This window comes from Neobacillus sp. CF12, assembly GCF_030348765.1.
Taxonomy (GTDB): domain Bacteria; phylum Bacillota; class Bacilli; order Bacillales; family Cytobacillaceae; genus Neobacillus.
This window is the reverse complement of the sequence record NZ_JAUCEU010000007.1, coordinates 3,548,115-3,572,553: the sequence shown is the minus strand read 5'-3', so window position 1 is coordinate 3,572,553 and position 24,439 is coordinate 3,548,115. Positions and strand designations below refer to the sequence as shown.

Genomic DNA, 24,439 nt, shown 5'->3' with positions numbered 1-24,439 from the left:
ACTAATAAAGGCAAGGTTGTTTCAATTTTAAAGATTATCTTAAAAACGATGTATATTCCTGTGTGTTCCTCACATACTTGTAAGGTTGCAAAAAATAAAAAAAAATATTGCTTCATACTTGCAAATTTTTTTGGCATTTATTATGATAATAATTGTGTTAGCACTCAAGTAAAGAGAGTGCTAATAAGTCAGAATTACATATCTATTTGAGGAGGTTGTTTGATTTGTTAAGACCACTAGGTGATCGTATTGTCATTGAGCTTGTTGAATCAGAAGAAAAAACTGCAAGCGGTATCGTTTTACCGGACTCTGCTAAGGAAAAGCCTCAAGAAGGAAGAGTTGTTGCCGTAGGTACTGGTCGTGTGCTTGAAAGTGGCGAACGCGTTGCTCTTGAAGTTTCTGTAGGCGATCGTATTATCTTCTCAAAATACTCTGGTACAGAAGTAAAGTTTGAAGGAACTGAATATTTAATTTTACGTGAAAACGATATCCTTGCTGTAGTTGGGCAATAAGGATTAATAAAATCAATAATTAGTTTAAAAAATACGAGGAGGTTTTTTGAACATGGCTAAAGAAATTAAGTTTAGTGAAGATGCACGCCGCGCAATGCTACGTGGAGTTGATGCACTTGCAGATACAGTAAAAGTAACACTTGGACCTAAAGGACGTAACGTGGTTCTTGAGAAGAAATTCGGTTCACCACTTATTACGAATGATGGTGTAACAATCGCAAAAGAAATCGAATTAGAAGATGCATTCGAAAATATGGGTGCAAAACTAGTTGCTGAAGTTGCTAGCAAAACAAACGATGTTGCTGGTGACGGTACAACAACTGCGACCGTTCTTGCTCAAGCGATGATTCGTGAGGGTTTAAAGAACGTAACAGCTGGTGCTAACCCAATGGGTATCCGTAAAGGAATTGAAAAAGCAGTTACAGTTGCGGTTGAAGGATTAAAAGCGATTTCTAAGCCAATCGAAGGCAAAGAGTCTATTGCACAAGTTGCTGCTATTTCTTCTGATGATAAAGAAGTAGGTCAGTTAATCGCTGAAGCTATGGAGCGCGTTGGTAACGACGGCGTTATCACAATCGAAGAATCAAAAGGCTTCACAACTGAATTAGATGTTGTTGAAGGTATGCAATTTGACCGTGGATACACATCTGCTTACATGGTAACAAATACAGACAAAATGGAAGCTGTTCTAGAAAATCCATATGTCTTAATCACTGACAAAAAGATCTCAAGCATCCAGGAAATCCTTCCTGTTCTTGAGCAAGTTGTTCAACAAAGCAAGCCGTTATTATTGATTGCTGAAGATATCGAAGGTGAAGCACTTTCTACTTTAGTATTGAACAAACTACGCGGAACATTCAATGCAGTTGCTGTTAAAGCTCCTGGCTTTGGTGACCGTCGTAAGGCAATGCTTGAAGATATCGCTGCTTTAACTGGCGGTGAAGTAATCACTGAAGAACTTGGCCGTGAATTGAAAACTGCAACAATTGCATCTTTAGGACGTGCTTCTAAGATCGTTGTTACAAAAGAAAACACTACAATCGTTGAAGGTGCAGGAGATACTGCTGCAATCGCTTCTCGTGTAAACCAAATCCGTGTTCAATTAGAAGAAACTACTTCTGAATTTGACCGTGAAAAATTACAAGAGCGTTTAGCTAAATTAGCTGGCGGTGTTGCGGTAATCAAAGTTGGTGCTGCAACTGAAACTGAATTAAAAGAGCGCAAGCTTCGCATTGAGGATGCTCTAAACGCAACTCGTGCGGCTGTTGAAGAAGGTATCGTATCCGGTGGTGGTGTTGCCCTTCTTAACGTATACAACAAAGTGGCTGAAATCCAAGCTGAAGGCGATACAGCTACGGGTGTTAACATCGTATTACGTGCGATCGAAGAGCCTGTACGTACAATCGCTCACAATGCTGGTCTTGAAGGATCTGTAATTGTTGACCGCTTAAAGCGCGAAGCAGTTGGAACAGGCTTCAACGCTGCAACTGGTGAGTGGGTAAACATGATCGAAGCTGGTATCGTTGACCCAACTAAAGTTACTCGTTCTGCATTACAAAACGCTGCATCTGTAGCGGCAATGTTCTTAACAACTGAAGCAGTTGTTGCTGACAAGCCAGAACCAGCTGGCGCTGGCATGCCTGATATGAGCGGTATGGGTGGAATGGGCGGCATGATGTAAGGCTTTTGAGCCCTGTATTGGAGAAATAGTAAAGGCAGTTTCTCCCCCATGTTTCTCTCATTTTGAGAAGTTGTCATTTAAAAAACTTATTTCTATAGCAATAACCACTTCCTATAAAAATTAGGGAGTGGTTTTTTTATTGTTAAAATTCTCTTATCAAGACTTTTTGGATGACAGACGCTTCAAGAACACATCTAAAACGAATATCAAGAATTATGAAATGCTTTTAGGAAAATCAGGGGAAAGGAAGCGATTCCCTTTATTTAGTTGAAATCTGAATAATAACCCAATTTAGACTACGAAGCATTCGATCAATTTATATTTGACTAAAAATTGATATGCTCCCATCCAAGTGGTGTAATATGGTTGAGTAAGAGAGCTCTTTTTCTTTTTATGTTCTACGGCTTTTGACAGGTAGACGGTATTGCATTAGCTAATTGAATTGATCAGGATGTAAATTGTCGTTACAGATACAAGAGGTTATCCTATCGGTCTTGAAACCGAGGGTAGCCTCTTGATTCAGTTCGCGATGAAGAGCAAGGAATACCTTCTCCTTATTTTTTCAATTTTGCACTCGTGTATGCTGAATCCCTGACACGAATAATTTCCGAATATCCAAGACATTCTAGAACTAGTTAATGTTGTATGTGGAGGATTATCGAATGATGAAGCGGCTACGAAAACGGCTCACCGGCAATACCCTGATAGACGATCCTATGATCGAATTCAAAGAGCAAGCACTCACGAATGATATCGAACAAAATGAAACCTTCATGAAGCATGCGTTTCACAAGTGCTCGGACTTGGTCTGCCGTCAAATTCGTTATCAAGAGGATACTCCAAAGCGGCTTATTGTTTATCTCGGAACATTGGTGGACGAAAAGAAAGTGAGCGAGCAGATCGTCATGCCGCTTGCGTCTGATCAACAGGACCGGTTTTTCGAAAAAAAGGTCGTAAAAAATTCGAAATGGGCGGAGATTATCCGGCTTGTTCTGCTCGGTTATGCCACCGTATTTACCGACGGCGAAGATTACGCCGTTTGTTATGCAGTGAAGGGGAGCATCAAAAGATCCATCGAAGAACCCTCTTCGGAACCGGTTATCCGTGGTGCTAAGGAAGGCTTTATCGAGAGACAGTCCGTCAATGTCGGGCTGCTGCGCCACTATATCCGAACCCCACGTTTGAAAATGGAAGATTTTATCGTAGGCGAGATGACGGAAACGAAGGTACTTGTTGCATATATCGAAGGACTTGCCGATGATTTCGTCATTGATCAGGTGCGAAATAAAATCGCCTCCATCCAGATCGACGGGGTATTGGAATCCGGTGCTATCGAGGAACTGATCGTAGACGATCCGTTTCCTATTTTTCCCCATGTGCTGGCAACGGAACGGCCTGACGTCGTTGCGGGGAGCTTGCTGGAAGGAAGGGTCGCCGTACTGGTCGACAATACACCTTTCGTGCTCGTCGTTCCCGTCACGTTCTGGACCGGTTTGCAGGGTAGCGATGACTACAATCTTCGCTATCCTGTAGCCACGTTCATAAGATGGATCCGTTTTATCTTTTTGTTCGTCGCCATTTTTGCACCTTCCTTCTTCGTAGCGGTAACTTCTTTCCATCAGGAAATGATCCCGACCAGCTTGCTGCTGAGCATCGCCTCCGCCCGGGAGCCTGTGCCTTTACCGATCATGATTGAAGCCTTATTAATGGAAATTATGTTCGAAGCGCTGCGGGAGGCGGGGGTCCGCTTACCGAAGACGATGGGACCGACCGTAAGCATCGTCGGCGGGCTTGTCATCGGGCAGGCGGCTGTGCAGGCGGGCCTTATTTCGACGCCTATCGTTATTGTCGTATCGACTACAGGCATTGCGGCCCTTCTCATACCGCGATTTACTTTTGCCAACGGTGTCCGATTGCTGCGGTTTCCGATCATCCTCTTGGCAGGATCACTTGGTTTATACGGAATCGCGCTCGGATTTCTTGGTATTTTGCTCTATGTCGTTCATTTGAAATCGTTCGGGGTTCCTTATTTTACACCGATAGCCCCCTTTTCGCTCAGAGCAGTGAAGGATGTTTGGACTCGGGCACCCAGAAAAAATGGCGGCAGTTTATCCGTTCCCTCTCAAGAAAGTGCAGTAAAAGCGCAGATGCAGAAAGGAGGAGGAGAGTAGTGAAGCGGTGGACGCTGATCGGGATGCTGCTTGTCCTGCTGATCAATACCGGCTGTTGGGACCGCAAAGAAATCAACGATATTGGTCTGGTCATGGGAACCGGGCTGGATCTGGAGGACAACGGAAATATAAAGGCGACGCTTCAGATCGCAGTCCCTGCCCCGTCCTCGCAAGTGGCAGGAGGCACGACAGGAACGGAGAAGTTCTTTTTAATTTCGGCGGTTGGAAAAAACGGGATTGATTTTAATCAAAAGATTCAGCAGAAAATGTCCAGAACGTTATTTTTTTCGCACCGTAGCATTATCCTAGTCGGAGAAGATTTGGCCAGAAAAGGGCTGAATGATATTTTAGATATGTTCAACCGTAATCCGCGAAACCGTTTAAAAACGTATATACTGGTTGTCAAAGGCAAGAAAGCCGGGGATATGCTTCATTTTGAATACCCCTATGAGCTTGCCCCCTCGGAAGCGTTAAAGGAAATGGAATTGCTATGGGGAGCAGGAACGGTCGTCACGCTGCGAGATTTTTTGATTGCGTCGGCAAGCGAAGGCACGTATCCGACGACCGGGGTTTTGGAGCCGACGCTTTATCGGAGGTCTGGAAAAAAGGGCGAGGATAAAATGTTTCGCATAAACGGAACGGCAGTGTTCAAATCGGGTAAATTGATCGATTTTTTGAATAATGCGGAAACGCACCAGCTCCTTTGGTTCAAGGACAATAAGAGGACGGATAAAATCACTGTCGACATGCCGGGAGGCAAAGGAAATGTCGGTTTTATCATTACGTCCAGCAAATATAAAATAAACACTGATGCCAAAAGGAATCCTCTCAAATTTCATGTTGACCTGAAAGCAAATGGGAATTTATTTGAAAACAATTCCTCTCTTGACGTAACCGACCCGGGCAATCTCGAGATTGTGAAAAAGGTGATCGAGAATCGGGTTAAACAAGATATGGAGGCGTTTTTAAGCAAAATACAAACCCGATATAAAACGGATATCGTTGGCTTCGGCCAACAATTGCAAAGGGATAACCCAAAGAAGTGGCGCACCGTGGAGAAACAATGGGACCAGTATTTTGCAGCCGCTGAAGTTTCTGTTTCGGTGAATATCAACATAAGCAATACCGGGGCAATCGGCCCGCCGTTGCACTTGAAGGATAAGGAGATCGTGAAGTGATGTTTATACTTTCAGCTGTATATATCCTCTGTCTTGGCGCTCTCACTTTCATCCAGATTCGCCATCTATGGAGCAAGAACGAGAAACGGGAAGCTTGTATCTATGCGTTATCAATGACCGTCTCCGCCATCGTTGGTTTACTGCTAATCTCGGACGTGGAAGTGCCGACCCTTGTCCTCCCGTACAAAATCGTATTTGAATCCATCGGGAAATCGGTTTTGTCCCGTTAATGCTTTACAATCTTTGCTTTGATGGCGTGTACGGCAAACAGCAGCAAAGGCAGCAGGATTTGCGTAAAGAGAGCCAGAATCGGATACGTGAACGTAATCCAGGCTTCAAATTCCGCGGCATTTTTGAATATCCAAACGGAACCGACAACGGACAGCACCGTGATCGGTACGACGGTTTTCCGGTAATTTTTCGCTCCGAAAAGTTGGGTTGCGCTTACGCAGAACATATAGAGCAGCATTGAAACTTTAACAAAAATGCCCAAAATCCAGATCGTGATGGCGATCGCTTCTAGTCTTTCCAAAGGCCCGATAATATCGGTGTATTTGATCACGTCCAAAAAAGGGAACTTCATCCGGGGAGTTATTGGACCCAACACCATTATCGTCAGCAAGTCGATCACCATGATCAGCACAACGATGCCGCCGAGCGCCGTAAGCAATTTTTTACGGACATGCTGTGGTTTCTCGTTCAAGTGTGGGAGAAACCATCCTAAAAAATAAAACTGGCTCATCCAGGCAGACGGAACGACCGATCCCCGGATAACCGGACCGAGTCCCTCTGCGAGTACCGGAGTCAATCGGGCGGGGTCTGCATTCCGGAGCGAAAAGATGAAGATCGGAATCAGCAGAGTAATGATGATAAGGAAGATGACCTCATTGCACCTGCCGATGGTCTCAACCCCAGCTAGTACGGCTAGGCTGCAAATAAATAACAGCGTTGTCATCAATACGATCGGGGGAGTCTGCATCAGGAGATTGGTGTTCAGAAATCTGGCATGTTCGTTTACGGTACTGGAAATAAAGAAAAACAAATAATAAATAAAAAAACAACCGACAAGTTTGCCCGCCCATTTCCCGCAAATCGCAGTCGCGTACTGCATGATCGACTGACCGGGGTAACGCCTTGCCAGTGCGGTCATCACATAGATGTTTACAATTGCTGGAAGGGAAGCGAGAATAATGGACAGCCAGGCATTTTGTTTGGCGAAGGACACCATGATTCCCGGAACGGACAAGATGAGGGTAGAAACGATAAAGGTAAAAAAAAGTAAGCTGATTTGATAGCCTGAGATTTTATCGCTGGAGTTCATGTTTTATCTCGCCTCCCTGTACATTCTACTCATGTATTTTCTCCCAATTTATCCTGGTTTAAACGCTCCGATCATCTGTCAACAGACTGTTTATTACAACGAATGGTGATTTGTACGCGACCGATTATGAGTTCTTGTCATTGATGATGACTAGAGTAGCGGTTGTGGAGGTTTTTTCAATAGGCAATGAATTAGTAGTTAATAAATCAACTTTTGCAGCTTAAGTATAGAAAAAGAGGACAAAACGCAAGGTGATTCTGTCCTCCGTTTTGTCCTCTTCTATTATTTGTCTCATTTAATATTATTTAGTCGAATCTTGGCAAAATCCTTAAATGAAGCACTTTTTTATATTCTATTTCTTTCTATTTTATATAAAAAAGAATGGGCGGCATGATGTAATATCTGCTGAATCCCTTGGTATATAAGGGTTTTAAAGAATTTGCTAACATAATCTAAATTAAAGAGGCTTCTCATTAGTTAACTAAACTTTTGGGAGGCTTCTTTTTTCACTTTTGGGTTACATGTAGCTAACGGATCGTTCCAAATAATAATGCTATAACAAAATAGATAGTAAAAGGTGTTTTTATTATGTGCTGATATATCCATGCAAACATATTATTTCTCCTTAGTCAAAAATGAAAAAAAAGAATACCCTTTTTATTATAAAAATATCATTTAATTATGCAGCGGTTTGTTCGTAGTAATAATACTAAAGGAACGATTATATGGCGATACGCGATCACGATATATTTAAATGGCAAGCCGTATTTCAATTGCATCTGCAAAATGACATTTCATTTTAAAAATATTTCAAAAATAATATTGACATATATTCCAGCCTATGGTAAATTTTAAAACATAGTTAACCAATCGGAATAATATATATGCCGTACAGACAACTGTAGGCCTTGCTTCGCTTCAAAAGCGTGCAAGGCCTTTTTTTGTTAAAAAAGGGGTCATTATTTCATTTCGATCATGTTCTAGCTTAGTTTGTCAATCTGGAAAAACTAGTAAAGAACAGCCTATTTACTGGTCGAACTATCCTTATCGCCCTTGGCGTTCTGCTTTTACTTTATTGGTTGGACCATTGGACGTTCAAACAAACACATATTAAAAAAAGGAGCTGAAGTAAATTGTCACACAAATTCTTAGTTCATCACATCGGAGATTCAGTTGGAGTTGCGATTGCAGACATTTCTGCAGGCGAGGATGTGCAGGGGGTTTATTTGGAGGATGATTCTACTATTCTAATAAACTCCAAACATGATATTCCTCTAGGACATAAGATTGCGCTAGAAGATATTACTGAGAATAGTAAGGTAATTGAGTACCGTGTGCCAATTGGAATTGCGACCGAAGAAATTAAAGAAGGAAGTTATGTACATACACATAACTTAAAAACAGCGAGGTGGTAAGAATGGAAAATATTATATGGGGTTATCGTAGAGAAAATGGAAGAGTTGGTATTCGAAATCATGTAGTCATTCTACCTGTGGATGATATTTCTAATGCTGCAGCAGAAGCAGTGGGCAGAATTGTACCTGGGACATTAGCAATCCCACACGCATACGGCAGATTGCAATATGGACCCGACCTTGATTTATTTTTTAACACAATGATAGGAAATGGTGCAAATCCAAATGTGGCGGCTGTTGTCGTAATTGGGATTGAGCCAAAGTGGACCGAGCGAATTGTGGAAGGAATTAGGAAAACAGGAAAACCTGTGGCTGGTTATTCTATCGAGCGTTATGGTGATTTTTCCACGATTGAGAGAGCAGCAAGAACAGCCCAGAAATTCCTTCAACTGGCTTCAGAAATCCAAAGGGAACCAGTTGAGCTCTCTGAAATTCTAGTAAGTATCAAATGCGGCGAGTCGGATACGACGACAGGATTGGGGTCGTGCCCAACGGTAGGTAATGTAGTTGACCGGTTAGTTGATGGAGGCGGAACGGTATTTTTTGGCGAGACATCGGAATTAACCGGGGGGGAACATTTAATCGTCGACCGTTGTGAGACACCTGAAGTAAAAGTTAAGTTTTTAGAAATTTATAACAATTATATAGAAGAAATTCAATCAAAAGGTGTTGACCTGCTTGGAAGTCAGCCGACAGAAGGTAATATTAGGGGAGGACTTACAACTATCGAAGAAAAAGCGCTTGGAAATATTGAAAAAACAGGCACTAAAAAAGTAGTCGATGCATTAGGTCCAGCAGAGGCACCGACAAAAACCGGCTTGAATTTTATGGATACTTCATCTGCTGCCGCCGAGTGCATAACTTTAATGGCAGCCGGGGGAGCGGTTGTCCATTTCTTCCCAACAGGCCAGGGGAATATAATTGGCAATCCGATCGTACCTGTTATCAAAATCTCAGCAAATCCGATTACGGTAGAGACGATGTCAGAGCATATTGATGTGGATGTGACTGGTTTGCTAAAGCGGGAATATAACCTTCACCAAGCTGGGGATCAATTATTACACATGTTAATTAGAACGATTAACGGTCGTTTAACCGCTGCTGAAAGTCTCGGACATAGAGAATTTGTCCTTACTAAACTTTATCGTAGTGCCTAAGCGAGGAGAAAATGAAAATTATTATTTCAGAAAAGATGTCTTCTTCCGGTATTTCTCGGCTAAACATCATGGGCCAAGTAGAAGAAATCCCGGATTTATGGGCAAATAAAGAGAAGTTGATTAATGAAATGATAGAAGCGGATGCGTTAATAGTCAGAAATCAAACCATTGTGGACCGAAACGTGATTACTGCAGCAAAACGGCTGAAGGTAATTGGCAGATTGGGAGTTGGTCTAGATAATATCGATCTACAAGCTGCGAACCAGCAAAAAGTTAAGATTGTTTCAGCCCAAAATGCCAATTCCATTTCTGTTGCAGAGTACGTAATGTCAGCGATTTTGAATGCCAATCGGTCACTTTCTATCGCGGCTGAAGATGTAAACCTTGGGAATTGGAACAGACAACGATTTACTGGAAATGAGATATACGGAAAAACGTTAGGATTAGTTGGAACCGGAGATATTGGCCATAGGATTGCCAAGCGTGCCTTAGCCTTTGGTATGAAGGTAGTTGGTTATGATCCTTATTTACATGATTTAAGTTTCCCGTTTGTCGAAACAGGAATCGAAAAGATTCCATTTCATCAATTACTTTTAGAGTCAGATTTCATTAGCATCCACACTCCATTAACACTTGAAACACGTTCTATGTTTAGTTCGCCAGAATTTAATTTAATGAAAAAAGAAGCATTTCTTATTAATACATCACGAGGCGGGATCGTAAACGAACATGCTCTATTAGAAGCAGTTGAATCAGGGGAAATTACAGGAGCCTATTTAGATGTATTAGATAAAGAACCTGTAGAACCTGACCATTTTTTATTAAACAATAAACGAATTATCATCACTCCACATATCGCCGGGTTAACAACGGAATCACAAGAGAGAGTTACGAATATGATCTGTGAGGAAGTAGTAAAGGTTCTTAAAGGAATGGATTCCCTGATGGTTGTAAAATAAACGTTAATTAAAAGGCAGTGATGGAATTGGTGATTTACAAAGCGGAACATTTAACAGAATTTATAGTAAATGTATTAAAAAGTCAAAATGTGAATCAGGAAGATGCCGATGTTGTTGCGGAATCTTTAGTGAGGGCGGACCTGGAAGGCGTCAGCAGCCATGGCATTAGCAGGTTAGCTATTTATTCTAAAGGAATGGAGGATGGGCGGATTAATCCGACCCCTTCCATTTCGATTCAGAAAAAAGCGTTATCGGTCTTATCAGTAGATGGTGACAATGGTCTGGGACAGGCGGTTTCTTATCATGCTCTAAAAGAGGGTATTGCCCTTGCAAAGGAAACTGGTATCGCTGCTATTGGAATTAGAAATAGCAATCACTTCGGCACTGCTTCTTATTACTGTCAATTAGGCTGTAAAGAAGGTCTGGCAACCATTGTCATGACTAATTCTCCTCCAGGAATCCCGCCTTGGGGTGGGAAGGAAGCATTTTTCGGCACCAACCCTATTGCTTTTGGCTTTCCTGTCAACAATCAACCCGATTGTATCATCGATATGTCTGCAAGTTTAGTGGCAAGAGGAAAAATCATCTCTGCCGCTAAAGAAGGAACCTCCATTCCAAAAGGCTGGGCCATCGACCAAAATGGGGAGGATACCGAAGATCCTAAGGCGGCTTTACTTGGGGCTGTACTTCCTTCAGGAGGAGTAAAAGGATACGGCTGGGCTCTCGCTGTTGAGATCCTTTCAGGAATCTTAACAAAAGCAGCATATGGTCCAAATGTAAACAGTATCTATGAAGATTCACATGAAAAAGCAAACGTTGGCCATTTCTTTCTCTTAATTGACATTGAAAAGTTCCTTCCGCTCTATGATTTTTCAGAAATGTTGAAAACCATGTTATCTCAAATCAAGAATAGTCCTAAAAAAGAAGGAGTCGATTCGATTCTTTATCCAGGAGAGCGCAGGGAAAAATCGTACAGTGAAAGACTGGAATCAGGCATTCCTTTACCAGCTGAAGTTAGGAAAGAACTAAAGGTACTGGCAGAAAAGTTCAAATTGGATATTCCCGGTGGATCGGATGTTTGAGCAATTAAAGTTTGATCGTTCTACGGTTCCAAGTAAGATTGTGGAAGAATTTAAGCGTCTCATCAAAAGTGGAGAATTAAAGCTTGGAGAAAAATTGCCAGCTGAAAGGGAGCTTTCACAGCAGCTTAATGTAAGCAGAAACACGATAAGAGAATCTTATAAAATTCTCTCGACATTGGGATTAATCGAGATCAAACACGGACATGGTGCTTTTGTAATGAATGACAATACCAATTTGCATTCATTGACCGATCATTTCTTTGTTAGGAATGACCAATTTGCGGATTTGTTTGAAATCAGAAAGCTCATTGAGACACAAGCGGTGGTTTGGGCAGTTGAGAGAGCAACTGATAAACAGGTAAATGATTTATATCAATATGTGGTAGAAACCATCCAGCTGATAAAAGCGGATAAACTAGAAAAGTCAAGTTTGTCTAACAGAGACCAGGAATTCCACTTAATAATCGTAAAGCTTTCGCATAATGCATTAGCAATTCGCATGATGATGAATCTTACCGGGCAGCTCCGATCTATGAGAAAGGAAACTGCTAAAATACAGAACGTATCCAATATTCTTGGAATGAACATGTAAAAATAGCGGAAATGATAAAAGCACGTAATGCAGAAAAAGCAAGAGAGTATATGGAGAAGCATTTAGATAGTGTTGAACAGACATTAAAAGCCGGAACACAGGAAGGAGAGATCGAATGCAAATAAAGTTTATTTCTCCGGACAGAATTGGTGCCATTATCTCAATCATTTTAGGGTGTTTGTCTATCTTTGAAGCTATTAGACTTTTTCCTTATGGAAATAGAATCCTGACCGGAGATCATACGTTTCCGGGATTGATCGGTGTTTTTCTTGTTATCTCTGGAGGGTTCCTTCTATTTGAACGTAACAGTAAAGAGAAAAAAGACCCTGTCCTGCCTAGAGGAAGAACAGCTTTCATTATGATCGTTTCGATCGGCAGTTTATTTATTTATTGTCTTTTAATCGAATTCATTGGTTATTTTTTCAGTACGGTTATTACGTTTGTCTGTTTAATTAAAATAATCGGAAGCTATCGGTGGATTTTTTCTATCCTTGTAGCGGGTGTCCTGACTACTATGTTGTACTTTTTATTTATTGTCTTACTAAAAACACCTTTTCCAAGTATCACTTGGCCTTTTTAGAAAGGGGGAAGCAAAAAAAATGGAATCAATCATGTATCTTTTACATGGGTTTAGTGAAGTTCTTACCCCTTTCAATCTATTGATTGTAGTAATGGGTTCGTTGCTTGGAACACTTGTCGGAGTACTTCCGGGACTTGGACCAACATCAGCAATTGCCATCCTTTTGCCATTGACGACTATTCTTGAACCGGCACAAGGAATTATGATGATGGCTGGAATCTATTATGGGTCGATGTATGGGGGATCTACGACAGCCATTTTAATGAATATACCTGGTGAAGCCTCATCAGTACCAACAACGCTAGACGGTTATCCATTAGCCAAAATGGGGAGAGCAGGAGCTGCACTCGGCGTTGCCGCCATAGGATCATTCATTGCGGGTATTATTGGTTTAATTGGCCTTGTTCTATTTGCCCCTATCCTGGCAGATCAGGCTTTAAAGTTTGGACCGCCGGAGTACTTTACCTTAATGCTTATTGCATTATTTATCCTATTTAATCTAACCGGCTTCTCTTTAGTAAAGTCAATCATTATGGGCTTGTTTGGGTTTTTAATTTCTCTTGTAGGAATTGGCATTTCAAGCGGCATGCCAAGATTTGATTTTGGGGTTGATGCAATTAATGGCGGATTCGAGATGATTAGCGTGATCATTGGATTATTTGCCATAACGGAAGTCTTAAAAGGACTAGAGGAAAAACGGGTTAGTATCAACCATCAACGGATAAAAAACGCCTACCCAAATAAGGAGGATATGAAAAAGAGTTTCTCCCCTATTCTAAGAGGAAGCCTGCTTGGGTTCTTTCTCGGAATTTTACCGGGAGTATCTGCGACCATCACTTCTTTCCTATCCTATGACTTGGAAAGAAAGGTGTCAAAGAGTCCGGAGAAGTTTGGGAATGGTGCAATTGAAGGAGTGGCAGGTCCAGAATCTGCCAATAATGCGACAAGCTCGGGGGGCTTTATCCCATTATTGGCATTAGGAATTCCGGCATCCCCGCCTCTTGCGATTTTATTAGCAGCATTGATGATCTATGGATTAACCCCGGGACCTGTCCTTTTTGAACAAAACAGCCAGCTGGTATGGACCGTTATTGCCAGTATGTTCATTGGAAATATTATTCTGCTAATCTTAAATCTTCCCTTGATCGGGTTATGGGCCAAGCTAACGGAAGTCCCTTTTGGGATTTTGGGTCCTGTGATTTTGATGGTTAGTGTAATAGGGGCTTACACTGTTCGAAACAGTATGTTTGACGTGGTTGTCGCGATTACTTTCGGAATATTTGGATATCTGTTCCATAAATTTCAGTGGCCACTTATCCCTTTCGTTTTATGCTTAGTCTTAGGTCCAAAAATGGAGAGTTCTTTTATTCAATCACTGGAAATATCATCAGGAAATGTGTTGATTTTTTTCCAAAGGCCTATATCCCTAACATTACTTCTGTTGGCGGGGTTCTTAATGATCATCTCCATCATGTTAATGAAACGGACGAAAAAGCGAATCATCCAGGAGACCGGAGAACAAATGGAATTTTCATAAACATACAAAATTGGAGGAAAGAATATGAGGAAGGTTTTATCAAGCGTTTTTTCGGCTTTATTACTGTTAATGGTTATTTTGACAGGCTGCTCTAACGATACGAAAGAAACGGCATCCGTCGAAGATAAAAAGGTGAATTCCTATCCGGCAAGGCAAATTGAACTGGTTGTTCCCTTTGCAGCAGGAGGCGGGGTGGATTTGGCAGCTAGAGCTGTAGGTGAATATTTGAGCAAGGAATGGGGGCAACCCGTTGTTGTTACCAATAAACCAGGCGGCGGGGGAATCATTGGGGCGCAGTACGCTTTAAAGGAAGCAAAAGCAGATGGCTATACTGTTTTAGTAAATAATAACTCCACATCAACGATGTATGAAGCAGGTAATTCCAATCCAACATTAACGGCAAAAGACAATAAGTTTGTTTCTCGGATTGCGGAAGGAACTTTGGCTTATGCAGTAAAATCAGATTCCCAGTTCAATAGTTTCAAAGAGTTATCAGATTGGGTTAAGAAAAATCCGGAAAAACTAACGTGGGCCAGTGTAGGACCAGCCGGTTTTTCAGCCTTTGGTGTAGCCGAATGGCTTGATTCTATTGGTGTTGATTATAAAAAAACAAGTATGGTTTCATCTGAAGGATCCAGTGACTCTGCAGCCAAGGTAGCGGGCGGTCACGTCGTTTTAGCCGTACATACAGTTGGAGAGTTATATTCCCTTGCAGAATCAGGAAAAATTAAAATTCTAGCCGTTCAATCTGCAAAACGAAGCCCGCTTTTCCCGGAAGTTCCGACTGTGGAGGAGGAAGGATTTAAAGGTTTGACAGTAAAGTGGTGGACTGGATTATCCTTTGCTAAGGGCACACCTGATGAAATTATAAAAAAATGGGATTCAACTATAGCGAAAATGGAAAAAGATGAACAATTTGTCAAAGAATTAGAGAAAGTCAAACTGCAGCCATCCTACTTAAACGCTGAAGAATTTACAAAAGCGGTAAATAAGGAAAAAGATAGTTTTACGAAATTGGCTGAAAAGACAGGAATTCGAAAATAGGCACTTATGGGACAAAAGTGCGACACCTTTTTAATCACACGAAACACTCACAAATGTTGTTATTCAATTTTATGTTATTTTAGATAAACTAGAAATAGAGGACTTAGAGTTAAAGGAAATAATGAACCTAATAGAGATAATCTTATTTAGAAAAACGGAGCATGTTTATACATATTTTAAAAGGTATGATATGTTCCAAGAATTTATAGAAAAATTGTATGATGAAAGCAATTTTCCGAAGAGTCCTCTAAAGGAAATGTTAGAGCAAGCGAACCTCGATTAATTGATTCAGGAGAAATGATGAGAGTTAATTATCCAACAGAAGAAAGTTTAAATGCAGTATTGGAAAAAAATCCCGTTTGCCACTTTGGAACAATAGAAGACGTGCAAATTTGACTCTATTCTTGGCTGATAAAGCTAATTCATACATTAGTGGAAAATGAATTTTAATTTTTCATTGGCATTCGCATAATGCTTATATGGGTATTTTTAGGTAATTCCGAAAGGGGAAGTTAAGAATGTTTGTAAGGACGCTAACATTTTTTTAACGCAATCTTGTAAAAAAAGGTTAATTACCATTAAAGATATTACAGATAGAAATTAACCGAACTCTGATAAACTCGCACTTTTTGCACCTAACCTTAACGATATTACACACTCTCATCTTACGGGTTTTATGATGTAATAAACATCAGAAAGCCTTGAGGTAATTTTTTTCCATAATAAATGAAGGCCTTCCATCGGTTACTGAACTGGTGGAAGGCCCTTTTTTTATTACAGAATCCATAACAATTAAAGGGAATGTTTGAGTTATGCGACAAAGTTATATTTTTAGTAACAAGCTGTAAATCAGCGTCGCTTGAACTCTTCTAAACCATTAGTGGATTTCCATGTAAATACCTATTAATAGATTAGAGGTTTTATTAAAGGTGGTCGACTTAATCAAAAAAATACCCATCAAGCCATTACAGCTAAATGGGTATTTATCCTGGTCTTTACTTTCCGCCATTAATAAAAGGTTCCAGTCTTTCTAATACAATTTCAGCAGTAATTGGCAGGTGATCGGAAGCTAATGTATTTATTACTTTTGTTTCTACCGTTTTAATATCAGATGAGGTAAAAATATAATCAATACGTTTAATAGGATTCATAGCCGAATAGGTATAAGCCTGAGGCTGATCCGCAAATACGTCAAGATAATGTGCATACATCGGCTGCATTTCAATGCTTTCTGGGACTGCGTTTAGATCTCCCATAATGACTTGTGGTCCTTTGGAATCTCCTGCTATTGCAATGATTTCCTTCATTTGTATTTCACGCTCGGCCGTTGTTAAAGCCAAATGCGTATTATAAAAATGGAGGTGATTACCTTTTACATTTATTGTAGCTTCAAGGAGACCCCGTTGTTCTGTATTTCCGATTCTCGTAAGAGAGTGGTTTTCAGAGTTCAAAATTGGATACTTACTCAAAATCGCTGTTCCATATTGACGGCGCGGTTCCCCTTCAATTAATGGATCTCTGTCCAAGTTGGCAGCATAGACATAAAACATACCAAGCCGCTCAGCCAGCCATTTTGCCTGGTCTTCAAAAGCACTGCGTTCTGACCAGTGGTTGTCCACTTCCTGCAACCCAATAATCTCTGCTCCTTCATCCTCAATAATCTTAGCAATTCGTTCCAAATCCAATACTCTATCAACACCTTCAGCGTGATGAATATTATAGGACATCACCTTTACATTGATCGATACACCTCGTTCAAACTCTGTTGCATTTGCTGTTGCTTCTGACTGTGTCCCCATGAGAAAACCGATAAAAAATACAATAGACATCAGGCACATTACCAATTTTGTGATTTTCATTACTTATTTCCTCCCTTAGTAGATTCTATTAAATAGTACGATAGAAATTTGAAGAAATAATTACTTGAGTGTAAATGCCATATTAAGAAGTGTTAAGAATTGGTGAAGTATTCAGTTAATAAATTTGAGTGGGACTATGATCTATTTACAATTCCTTATCAATAATTTACTGAATTTTTACAAAAATCCTATCTTCCCTTAAAACTTTCAATTTAATCTATTACTAGATTCATAATTAATATTTGAGGAGAGATAGACTGTGAATAATGATACTTCTAAAAATGGTTTGAACAGAAGAGACTTTTTAAAAGCGGGAGGAATGGGTACACTTGCCCTAACACTTGGGTCAACAGGGGTATTAGCACTTGGTTCAAAAGCATTTGCGGATGCGACGAATAATCCAACCAGCGGTTTTGGCGGTTACGGTCCTTTGGTGCCGGATCCGAATGGAATTCTCGACCTTCCAAAAGGTTTTCATTACAAAATTATCTCTAAAGAAGGCGGAGTAATGACAAATGGGGCAAAAATCCCGGGCGCCTTTGATGGGATGGCAGCTTTCGAGGGCCCTAACAATACTACCATTCTGGTTCGTAACCATGAATTGGGAGCAGGCGCGGCATTTGGAAGCAATCCGTATGATGCATCAGCTCAAGGTGGTACATCAGCTCTAGTTGTAGGAGCTAATCGAGAAGTTATCAAAGAATACGTAACCTCTTCAGGTACAATTCGAAATTGTGCTGGCGGGGCGACACCATGGGGTACATGGCTAACTTGTGAAGAAACACGTTCTACAACACATGGATATGTATTCGAAGTAGATCCACAGCAGCCGGAAAACGAAATGTCCAAAACCCCAATCAAGGAGATGGGCCGTTTTGCACACGAGGCCTGTGCAATTGACCCATCTACAGGATATGTATACTTAACTGAAGATGCGAGCCCAAGCTACCTTTACCGTTTTATCCCAAATAACACGAGCCAAAAGCCTGGCGCTTTACAAGAAGGCGGTACGCTGTATGCAGCTGCGATTGAAGCGGTAACGGATCCAGCAGCAAGCACATTCAAAACAGGCCAAACATTTAAAATTGTTTGGAAGAAAGTAGATCCACATATGTGCCGTGAGGAAGCAGCTGCACAAAACTGCATTAAATTCTCAAGACTTGAGGGAGCGTTCTTCCAAGAGGGGGTTTTCTGGTTTGATGATACCTCTGCCGGCGACAAAAAACTTGGCCGCGTTTACCGTTATATTCCTCACACTAATACATTAGAGCTTTTCTATGAGGGAAATGATGCACGAGAAATGGAATATCCAGATAATATCTGTATGACTCCATGGGGCGACCTTTGGTATGCAGAAGATGGTTCAGGTCAAGATCGACTTATGGGAATTACCCCAGAAGGCAAAGTCTATCCTTTTGCTGCCAACCGTTTAAGTGATTCTGAATTGGCAGGACCAACCTTCTCCCCTGATGGAAACACGCTTTTTGTTAATATTCAAAGTCCAGGCAAAACCTTCGCGATCTGGGGACCATTCCAACGCAGAAACTCTGCGCGCGCAAGAGAGATGTCCTACGCTGCCCCTGCCAATCTTGCACCGCAAGTTTCGGAAAAAGTGGCTAGGGCTGCCGAGGCGCAAGGTATGTCCGTTCTAGAAGCAGCAGCATTTGAACGTCATGGCATAATGTTATAATTTAGTAATAAACATCTTAAAAATATCAAAAAAGCAGAGATCAAGTATTCTTGGTCTCTGCTTTTTTGAATAATGGGGGTCAGTCCCTCAGTGAATAACTGCTTTAACGCAACGGGGGACTGACCCAATTTCCAAGTTATTTGTGATACTATAATGATAATATAAACTTGAAATGTTATGAGGTAGAGAACAATGAGTACAATTTTAGATATTGCTAAGCTTGCGGGTGTGGCGAAAAGTACGGTTTCTCGGTATTTAAATGGCGGCTCAGTGGGTGAAGCGACGAAGAAGAAAATTGAACGGGCAATCAAAGAAACCGGGTATTCTCCGAATCCGTTTGCGCAGAGCTTGAAAGCGAAGAAAACGAATATTATTGGCACGATTGTTCCAAGGCTTGATTCTTATGCTTCTTCACAAACGTTAATTGGCATCGATGAACAATTAAAGAAAATGAACTATCAGATGCTTATCTCCAATACTAGTCAAAATCTGGAGCGAGAAATTGAAAGCATTTATAGCTTCGCCAATCAAAAGATAGCGGGGATTATATTGCTTGCTACCGAAATTACGGATCAGCATATTGAGGCATTTGAAAGTGTTAAGGTTCCTGTATTGTTAATTGGACAAGAGCATGAGAACTTTCATAGTCTGATACATGATGATTTTAATGCTGGTTATGCGATGGGGCGGTACGTCCTTGAAAAAGGATATCGGAAAATTGCTTATCTCGGTGTAACGGAACGGGATATTTCAGTAGGCGTGAAACGAAAACAGGGTTTTAAAAAGGCGATACAAGAAGTAGATGATTGTGATGTTCGCTTCTATGAGACCTTATTCAAGATACCAGCTGCGCAAGCTAGTGCAAAGGAAATCATCGATGAATTTCAGCCAGCCATCTTTGTTTGTGCAACCGATAATATTGCTCTTGGGGTCTTAAAGGCATCATATTCAGAGGGGATTAATATACCACATGACTTAGCAGTGACGGGCTTTGGCGGCTATGATGTGGCAGGAATCATCCATCCGGGCTTAACGACGGCGAAGTTCTTTTACAAAGAAGCGGGGGAAACGGCTGCAAAACATATTGTAGAGTTAGTCAATGAACTCCCTGTGGAAAAAGTAACACTTTCTAAATTTGAAATAATTGAGCGGGAAAGCGTTGACAATCTCTTTTACCGTACCCTATAATAAAGACAACGAAACCGGTTCCAATCAAAAGGACCTATTCACATGGTAACAGATGAATTCGGTTTCTCTTTGTCTAATTATTTTTTTTAGTAAATAATGGAACCGGTTCCGCCTTCGAAAGGTTTTTATTTTTACGGTTATTTGGAACCGGTTCCTAAATCGAATCTGATGAAAAGAGAGGGATTATGATGGATCATAAAAAAATTGCGAGTGAAGTACTGAATGCCATAGGTGGTAAGGAAAATGTTTCAGCTGCAGCACATTGTGCCACACGCTTACGTCTTGTTTTACACGATGAATCATTCGTTGATCAAGCAGCATTGGACAACATGGATGTTGTGAAAGGGACCTTTTCAACAGGAGGGCAGTTTCAAATTATCTTAGGATCTGGAACGGTGAACGTGGTTTATAAACACTTAGCGGAAATGTCAGGTCAAACGGAAATGTCAACGAGTGACGTAAAAGATGCGGCAGCAAAGAAACTAAATCCGATTCAGCAATTCGTCAAAATGCTGTCAGATATTTTTGTTCCGATTATTCCAGCGATTGTAGCTGGTGGTTTATTAATGGGTATTAATAATATCTTAACAGCCCCAGATTTATTTATTGAAGGAAAATCCTTGGTGGATGCCAATCCAGAAATGGCAGATTTAGCGGCACTTATTAATACATTTGCAAATGCGGCCTTTGTTTTCTTACCGATATTAATCGGCTTTTCCGCAACGAAGCGGTTTGGTGGGAATCCTTTCCTAGGGGCCACGCTTGGAATGCTTATGGTTCATCCAGACCTATTAAATGGATACGGTTATGGTGCAGCGTTACTAAATAATGAAGTCCCAGTTTGGAATCTTTTTGGTCTAGAAATAGAAAAGGTAGGCTATCAGGGAACTGTACTTCCTGTTCTTGCGGCTTCTTTTATTCTAGCAAAAATTGAAACATCCTTACGGAAGGTTATTCCATCTGCTTTAGACAATCTATTAACACCGTTAGTATCTATCTTTATTACTGGACTTTTAACGTTTACATTGGTAGGACCGCTGACACGTTCGGCAGGAAATTTACTAACAGATGGAATCGTCTGGTTATATGACTCAACAGGTATCATTGGCGGAATCCTTTTCGGATTACTCTATGCACCAATCGTTATTACTGGCATGCACCATAGTTTCATTGCAGTAGAAACGCAATTGCTTGCTGATATTGTAAAAACGGGTGGATCGTTTATTTTTGTCATTGCGGCGATGTCAAACATTGCACAAGGAGGAGCGACTCTTGCAGTGCTAAAAACAACGAAAAATGCCAAGATCAAAGGAACGGCTTCAGCAGCTGGAATCTCTGCCTTATTAGGGATTACGGAACCAGCGATGTTTGGGGTTAATTTGAAATTACGCTATCCATTTATCGGTGCCATTATCGGTTCTGCCGTTGGATCTGGCTTTGTAACGATGTTCAAGGTTAAAGCTACTGCATTAGGGGCAGCAGGTATACCAGGAATCATCTCGATTCGCCCAGATACCATTATTTCTTATATTATCGGTATGGCAATCGCATTTGCAGTAGCATTTATCGTCACGATTGTTTTAGCGAAAAGAGACGAAAAAAAAGCAGTTAAACAAACATCTGATCAAGCAGCATAATAAAAAATGAAAAGGAGAATCCTGTGATTCTCCTTTGGTTTATTAGGAGTGAACAGCATGGAATGGACAAAAGAGCAGCGATACAGAACCATGGACGAGGTATCCGAAGATGAAATCCAAGGGTTAGCCAAACTAGTGAATCAATGCCCATGGCGCCAGTCTTTTCATATTCAGCCAGTAACAGGATTGTTAAATGATCCGAATGGATTTAGTTATTTTAATGGGGAATACCATTTATTCTACCAATGGTTCCCGCTCGGACCGGTTCATGGATTGAAGCATTGGTATCATACGAAGTCTAAAGACCTGGTTCATTGGGAAAATGTTGGAATGGGCATTGAACCATCGAATGAGTTTGATCGTCATGGGGCGTATTCCGGAAGCGGCATTGAGCATGAGGGGAAATTATACTTCATGTATACAGGCAATACACGCGATGAAGATTGGAATCGACATCCCTATCAATGTTTGGCTGTGATGAGTCCGGATGGAAGTATTGTCAAAATGAGTGCACCGGTGATTACCGAAGTTCCGAGCGGTTATACCGATCATTTCCGCGATCCAAAGGTTTGGAAAAATGGGGACCTCTTCTATGCAGTGATTGGTGCCCAAAGGGTAAATGAGACTGGAAGTGTAGTTTTATATCAGTCTAAGGATTTAAAAGATTGGCAGTTAGCAGGCGAAGTGAAGACAGGGTTAGGTAAAGAGTTCGGTTATATGTGGGAATGTCCGGATTACTTTGAACTGGATGGGCAAGGTGTATTCCTTTTCTCCCCACAAGGGTTAAAGCCGGAGGGCGACAGCTATCAAAATATTTATCAATCAGGGTATGTAGTTGGAAGTCCCATAGATTTAGAGAATATCGAGTTAAAGCATGGTCCATTTCATGAACTGGATCGCGGTTTTGACTTTTACGCACCGCAAACAACGGTGGATCACCAGGGAAGGCGGATTTTAGTCGGCTGGATGGGATTACCGGAAATTGACTATCCTACTGATAAAAATGGCTGGGCACATTGTTTAACACTACCTCGTGAGTTAACGGTTAAAGACGGAAAACTGATTCAACAGCCGGTTTCTGAATTGAAATTGCTTCGCGGAGAAAAGGTGGAAACAAGTCAAAGAGTCGAGAATGAGAATGTTCGTCTCGATAACTTTGAGGGTGACGTGTATGAGCTTGTTGCGGAATTCTCTGATAGTAGTGCTGAGGAGTTTGGTTTGGAACTTCGGGTTGGCGAAATGGAGAAAACCGTGATTAAATATGATAGTGTTGCGAAAAAGGTTGTATTTGACCGATCTGAGTCGGGCGAATCTTTTGCCGAGGAGTTTGGTACGGTTCGGAAATGTACATTGGACACTGAAAAGATATCGTTTCGAATTTTTGTTGATGTGTCCTCTGTCGAAGTATTTGTAAATGATGGGGAAGAAGTATTTACTGGGAGAATTTTTCCTGGTAAAGCTAGCAGTGGAGTACGTGTGTTTGCTCGTGGTGGACATACGAATGTAAAGGCTGTTAAATGGGATATCAAATAATATTTAAGAGGTACTAGAGGTGACAAAATGGGAAAGCTATTTTCAATTGGTGAAGTGTTAATTGATTTTATTCCTCTCCAAAAAGGGGTTGCTTTAAAGGATGTTGTCACATTTGAGAGGGCTCCTGGGGGAGCACCGGCGAATGTGGCTGCCGCTGTTGCTAAGTATGGGCAGGAAGCATCGATGATTTCTAAATTAGGGAACGATGCCTTTGGTGACTTTTTAGTCGAAAAGCTTGTCGAGGCAGGTGTTGAAACAGATAAAATATACCGGACTAGTGATGCGAATACAGCCTTAGCTTTTGTCTCGTTAAAAGAAAACGGGGAACGTGACTTTTCGTTTTACCGTAATCCTTCCGCTGATTTGCTATTAAGCGAGGAGGAGGTCGATCTAGCATGGTTCAAGAAGGGGGATATACTCCATTTTTGCTCGGTTGATCTGGTGGAAAGCCCGATGAAACAGGCTCATAAAAAAGCGATTGCTGCTGTTTCTGGTGCGGGTGGCTTGGTCAGCTTTGACCCAAATGTACGGCTTCCGCTTTGGGAAAATCCAGAGGACTGTCGTAAAGCAATACTCGAATTTTTACCGACTGCAGATATCGTAAAGGTTTCCGATGAAGAGCTTAATTTTATTACGGGAATACAAGATGAGTCGGAGGCTATACAATCATTATTCGTTGGAAACGTGAAGGCAGTTGTTTACACAAAGGGAGCGGCCGGAGCGGATTTGATTTTAAAAGATCGGAAGTTTGAATCGAGCGGATACTCTGTAAAAGCGGTGGACACAACTGGAGCAGGTGATGCGTTCATTGGCGGATTTTTATATCAATTACTAGAATTGCATGCAAATCCGGAAAACATTGAGGAAGTGCTCCGAGACCACCAGGCTGCTATCCTACAGTTTGCGAATGCTAGCGGCGCTCTCACTACTACAGGAAAAGGAGCTATCTCTGCTCTCCCGAATAAGAAGGAAGTTGAGGAACTGATAGGGTATTAATACGAATTTGTTAATCTACTCCGGGGGATTTTTTTATAATCGACCTTTTCGTGAAACTATGGTGCGAAAAAGTGGGGAAATGGGGTGCAATGTGATTTAACCACTCCTAAAGGGAAATGGTTAAGTTCACTTGTGACCAAACTGAGAACATTACGTAAATGTCTTTTTTCTAGAGTAAGACTACTTCCTAAAAAACTGGAGGTAGTCTTTTTTTGTGGTTATTTAACGAAAAATGTCGTTGATATTGTCTGAATATAATGTATAATAAAATAATTGAAAAATTCTAAAAAAAGGGTGTGGACTTCAA

Annotated in this window: 20 protein-coding genes; 18 read left to right on the top strand and 2 right to left on the bottom strand. The window is 41.1% G+C overall.

Annotation, left to right across the window (positions count from 1 at the left end):
* The first annotated feature begins 224 nt into the window (after window positions 1-224).
* The 4 genes from groES to QUG14_RS16855 all read left to right on the top strand — a co-directional run bounded on the left by groES (window position 225) and on the right by QUG14_RS16855 (window position 5,542).
* Window positions 225-512: a co-chaperone GroES gene (groES, locus tag QUG14_RS16870; protein ID WP_192654942.1), complete on the top strand. Its 288-nt coding sequence runs from the start codon at window positions 225-227 to the stop codon at window positions 510-512.
* 52 nt (window positions 513-564) lie between these two features.
* Window positions 565-2,193 carry a chaperonin GroEL gene (gene groL, locus QUG14_RS16865; RefSeq protein ID WP_289341662.1) on the top strand — a complete coding sequence of 543 codons (1,629 nt, stop codon included), beginning with the start codon at window positions 565-567 and terminating at the stop codon, window positions 2,191-2,193.
* Between the two features lie 662 nt (window positions 2,194-2,855).
* Window positions 2,856-4,364: a spore germination protein gene (locus QUG14_RS16860; protein WP_289341661.1), complete on the top strand. Its 1,509-nt coding sequence runs from the start codon at window positions 2,856-2,858 to the stop codon at window positions 4,362-4,364.
* The gene (locus QUG14_RS16855) at window positions 4,364-5,542 is read left to right on the top strand and encodes a Ger(x)C family spore germination protein (protein ID WP_289341660.1); all 1,179 of its coding nucleotides are present in this window, start codon (window positions 4,364-4,366) and stop codon (window positions 5,540-5,542) included. Before QUG14_RS16860 ends, QUG14_RS16855 begins: the two co-directional genes overlap by 1 nt.
* Window positions 5,543-5,768: 226 nt before the next feature.
* Here the strand turns inward: QUG14_RS16855 and QUG14_RS16850 are convergent, their stop codons facing one another.
* Window positions 5,769-6,863, bottom strand: coding sequence for a GerAB/ArcD/ProY family transporter (locus QUG14_RS16850; RefSeq protein ID WP_289341659.1), 1,095 nt, complete (start codon window positions 6,861-6,863; stop codon window positions 5,769-5,771).
* Between the two features lie 1,133 nt (window positions 6,864-7,996).
* On the opposite strand from QUG14_RS16850, the gene QUG14_RS16845 reads away from it, so the two are divergent.
* From QUG14_RS16845 to QUG14_RS16810, 9 genes are read left to right on the top strand one after another with little or no spacing between them, the layout of a single operon-like run.
* The gene (locus tag QUG14_RS16845) at window positions 7,997-8,278 is read left to right on the top strand and encodes a UxaA family hydrolase (protein WP_289341658.1); all 282 of its coding nucleotides are present in this window, start codon (window positions 7,997-7,999) and stop codon (window positions 8,276-8,278) included.
* A gap of 2 nt (window positions 8,279-8,280) precedes the next feature.
* Entirely contained in the window at window positions 8,281-9,435 is a 1,155-nt protein-coding gene (locus QUG14_RS16840) for a UxaA family hydrolase (RefSeq protein ID WP_289341657.1), read from the top strand.
* A gap of 11 nt (window positions 9,436-9,446) precedes the next feature.
* Window positions 9,447-10,394: a hydroxyacid dehydrogenase gene (locus tag QUG14_RS16835; protein ID WP_289341656.1), complete on the top strand. Its 948-nt coding sequence runs from the start codon at window positions 9,447-9,449 to the stop codon at window positions 10,392-10,394.
* A 29-nt stretch (window positions 10,395-10,423) separates the two neighbouring features.
* Entirely contained in the window at window positions 10,424-11,476 is a 1,053-nt protein-coding gene (locus QUG14_RS16830) for an Ldh family oxidoreductase (protein ID WP_289344172.1), read from the top strand.
* Window positions 11,469-12,068 (top strand): FadR/GntR family transcriptional regulator, encoded by a 600-nt coding sequence (locus QUG14_RS16825; RefSeq protein WP_289341655.1) that lies wholly within the window; start codon window positions 11,469-11,471, stop codon window positions 12,066-12,068. Before QUG14_RS16830 ends, QUG14_RS16825 begins: the two co-directional genes overlap by 8 nt.
* A gap of 11 nt (window positions 12,069-12,079) precedes the next feature.
* Entirely contained in the window at window positions 12,080-12,193 is a 114-nt protein-coding gene (locus QUG14_RS29775; protein ID WP_353961077.1) for a hypothetical protein, read from the top strand.
* Complete coding sequence (locus QUG14_RS16820) at window positions 12,184-12,648, top strand: tripartite tricarboxylate transporter TctB family protein (protein ID WP_289341654.1); 465 nt, start codon at window positions 12,184-12,186, stop codon at window positions 12,646-12,648. Before QUG14_RS29775 ends, QUG14_RS16820 begins: the two co-directional genes overlap by 10 nt.
* Before the next feature lie 19 nt (window positions 12,649-12,667).
* Window positions 12,668-14,185, top strand: coding sequence for a tripartite tricarboxylate transporter permease (locus QUG14_RS16815; RefSeq protein WP_289341653.1), 1,518 nt, complete (start codon window positions 12,668-12,670; stop codon window positions 14,183-14,185).
* Window positions 14,186-14,209: 24 nt separating this feature from the next.
* A complete protein-coding gene (locus QUG14_RS16810) occupies window positions 14,210-15,229 on the top strand; it encodes a tripartite tricarboxylate transporter substrate binding protein (RefSeq protein WP_289341652.1) in 1,020 nt (339 codons plus the stop codon).
* Between the two features lie 995 nt (window positions 15,230-16,224).
* Here the strand turns inward: QUG14_RS16810 and QUG14_RS16805 are convergent.
* The gene (locus QUG14_RS16805) at window positions 16,225-17,088 is read right to left on the bottom strand and encodes an endonuclease/exonuclease/phosphatase family protein (protein WP_289341651.1); all 864 of its coding nucleotides are present in this window, start codon (window positions 17,086-17,088) and stop codon (window positions 16,225-16,227) included.
* A 259-nt stretch (window positions 17,089-17,347) separates the two neighbouring features.
* Between QUG14_RS16805 and QUG14_RS16800 the strand changes: the two genes are divergently transcribed.
* The 5 genes from QUG14_RS16800 (at window position 17,348) to QUG14_RS16780 (ending at window position 24,132) form a co-directional block, all read left to right on the top strand.
* Complete coding sequence (locus tag QUG14_RS16800) at window positions 17,348-18,778, top strand: alkaline phosphatase PhoX (protein ID WP_289341650.1); 1,431 nt, start codon at window positions 17,348-17,350, stop codon at window positions 18,776-18,778.
* A gap of 192 nt (window positions 18,779-18,970) precedes the next feature.
* On the top strand, window positions 18,971-19,966 hold the full coding sequence (locus QUG14_RS16795) for a LacI family DNA-binding transcriptional regulator (protein WP_289341649.1): 996 nt from the start codon (window positions 18,971-18,973) through the stop codon (window positions 19,964-19,966).
* A 188-nt stretch (window positions 19,967-20,154) separates the two neighbouring features.
* Entirely contained in the window at window positions 20,155-21,603 is a 1,449-nt protein-coding gene (locus tag QUG14_RS16790) for a sucrose-specific PTS transporter subunit IIBC (RefSeq protein ID WP_289341648.1), read from the top strand.
* A 57-nt stretch (window positions 21,604-21,660) separates the two neighbouring features.
* Entirely contained in the window at window positions 21,661-23,136 is a 1,476-nt protein-coding gene (locus QUG14_RS16785; RefSeq protein ID WP_289341647.1) for a sucrose-6-phosphate hydrolase, read from the top strand.
* A gap of 27 nt (window positions 23,137-23,163) precedes the next feature.
* Complete coding sequence (locus QUG14_RS16780) at window positions 23,164-24,132, top strand: carbohydrate kinase family protein (RefSeq protein ID WP_289341646.1); 969 nt, start codon at window positions 23,164-23,166, stop codon at window positions 24,130-24,132.
* Window positions 24,133-24,439 lie beyond the last annotated feature (307 nt).

Bases quoted from the DNA above. Each gene is read 5' to 3' on its own strand.
- QUG14_RS16795 (WP_289341649.1), top strand. From the start codon at position 18,971: ATGAGTACAATTTTAGATATTGCTAAGCTTGCGGGTGTGGCGAAAAGT.
- QUG14_RS16780 (WP_289341646.1), top strand. From the start codon at position 23,164: ATGGGAAAGCTATTTTCAATTGGTGAAGTGTTAATTGATTTTATTCCT.
- QUG14_RS16810 (WP_289341652.1), top strand. From the start codon at position 14,210: ATGAGGAAGGTTTTATCAAGCGTTTTTTCGGCTTTATTACTGTTAATG.
- groL (WP_289341662.1), top strand. From the start codon at position 565: ATGGCTAAAGAAATTAAGTTTAGTGAAGATGCACGCCGCGCAATGCTA.
- QUG14_RS29775 (WP_353961077.1), top strand. From the start codon at position 12,080: ATGATAAAAGCACGTAATGCAGAAAAAGCAAGAGAGTATATGGAGAAG.
- QUG14_RS16820 (WP_289341654.1), top strand. From the start codon at position 12,184: ATGCAAATAAAGTTTATTTCTCCGGACAGAATTGGTGCCATTATCTCA.
- QUG14_RS16850 (WP_289341659.1), bottom strand. From the start codon at position 6,863: ATGAACTCCAGCGATAAAATCTCAGGCTATCAAATCAGCTTACTTTTT.
- QUG14_RS16815 (WP_289341653.1), top strand. From the start codon at position 12,668: ATGGAATCAATCATGTATCTTTTACATGGGTTTAGTGAAGTTCTTACC.
- QUG14_RS16835 (WP_289341656.1), top strand. From the start codon at position 9,447: ATGAAAATTATTATTTCAGAAAAGATGTCTTCTTCCGGTATTTCTCGG.
- QUG14_RS16805 (WP_289341651.1), bottom strand. From the start codon at position 17,088: ATGAAAATCACAAAATTGGTAATGTGCCTGATGTCTATTGTATTTTTT.
- QUG14_RS16785 (WP_289341647.1), top strand. From the start codon at position 21,661: ATGGAATGGACAAAAGAGCAGCGATACAGAACCATGGACGAGGTATCC.
- QUG14_RS16825 (WP_289341655.1), top strand. From the start codon at position 11,469: ATGTTTGAGCAATTAAAGTTTGATCGTTCTACGGTTCCAAGTAAGATT.
- QUG14_RS16840 (WP_289341657.1), top strand. From the start codon at position 8,281: ATGGAAAATATTATATGGGGTTATCGTAGAGAAAATGGAAGAGTTGGT.
- QUG14_RS16790 (WP_289341648.1), top strand. From the start codon at position 20,155: ATGGATCATAAAAAAATTGCGAGTGAAGTACTGAATGCCATAGGTGGT.
- QUG14_RS16860 (WP_289341661.1), top strand. From the start codon at position 2,856: ATGATGAAGCGGCTACGAAAACGGCTCACCGGCAATACCCTGATAGAC.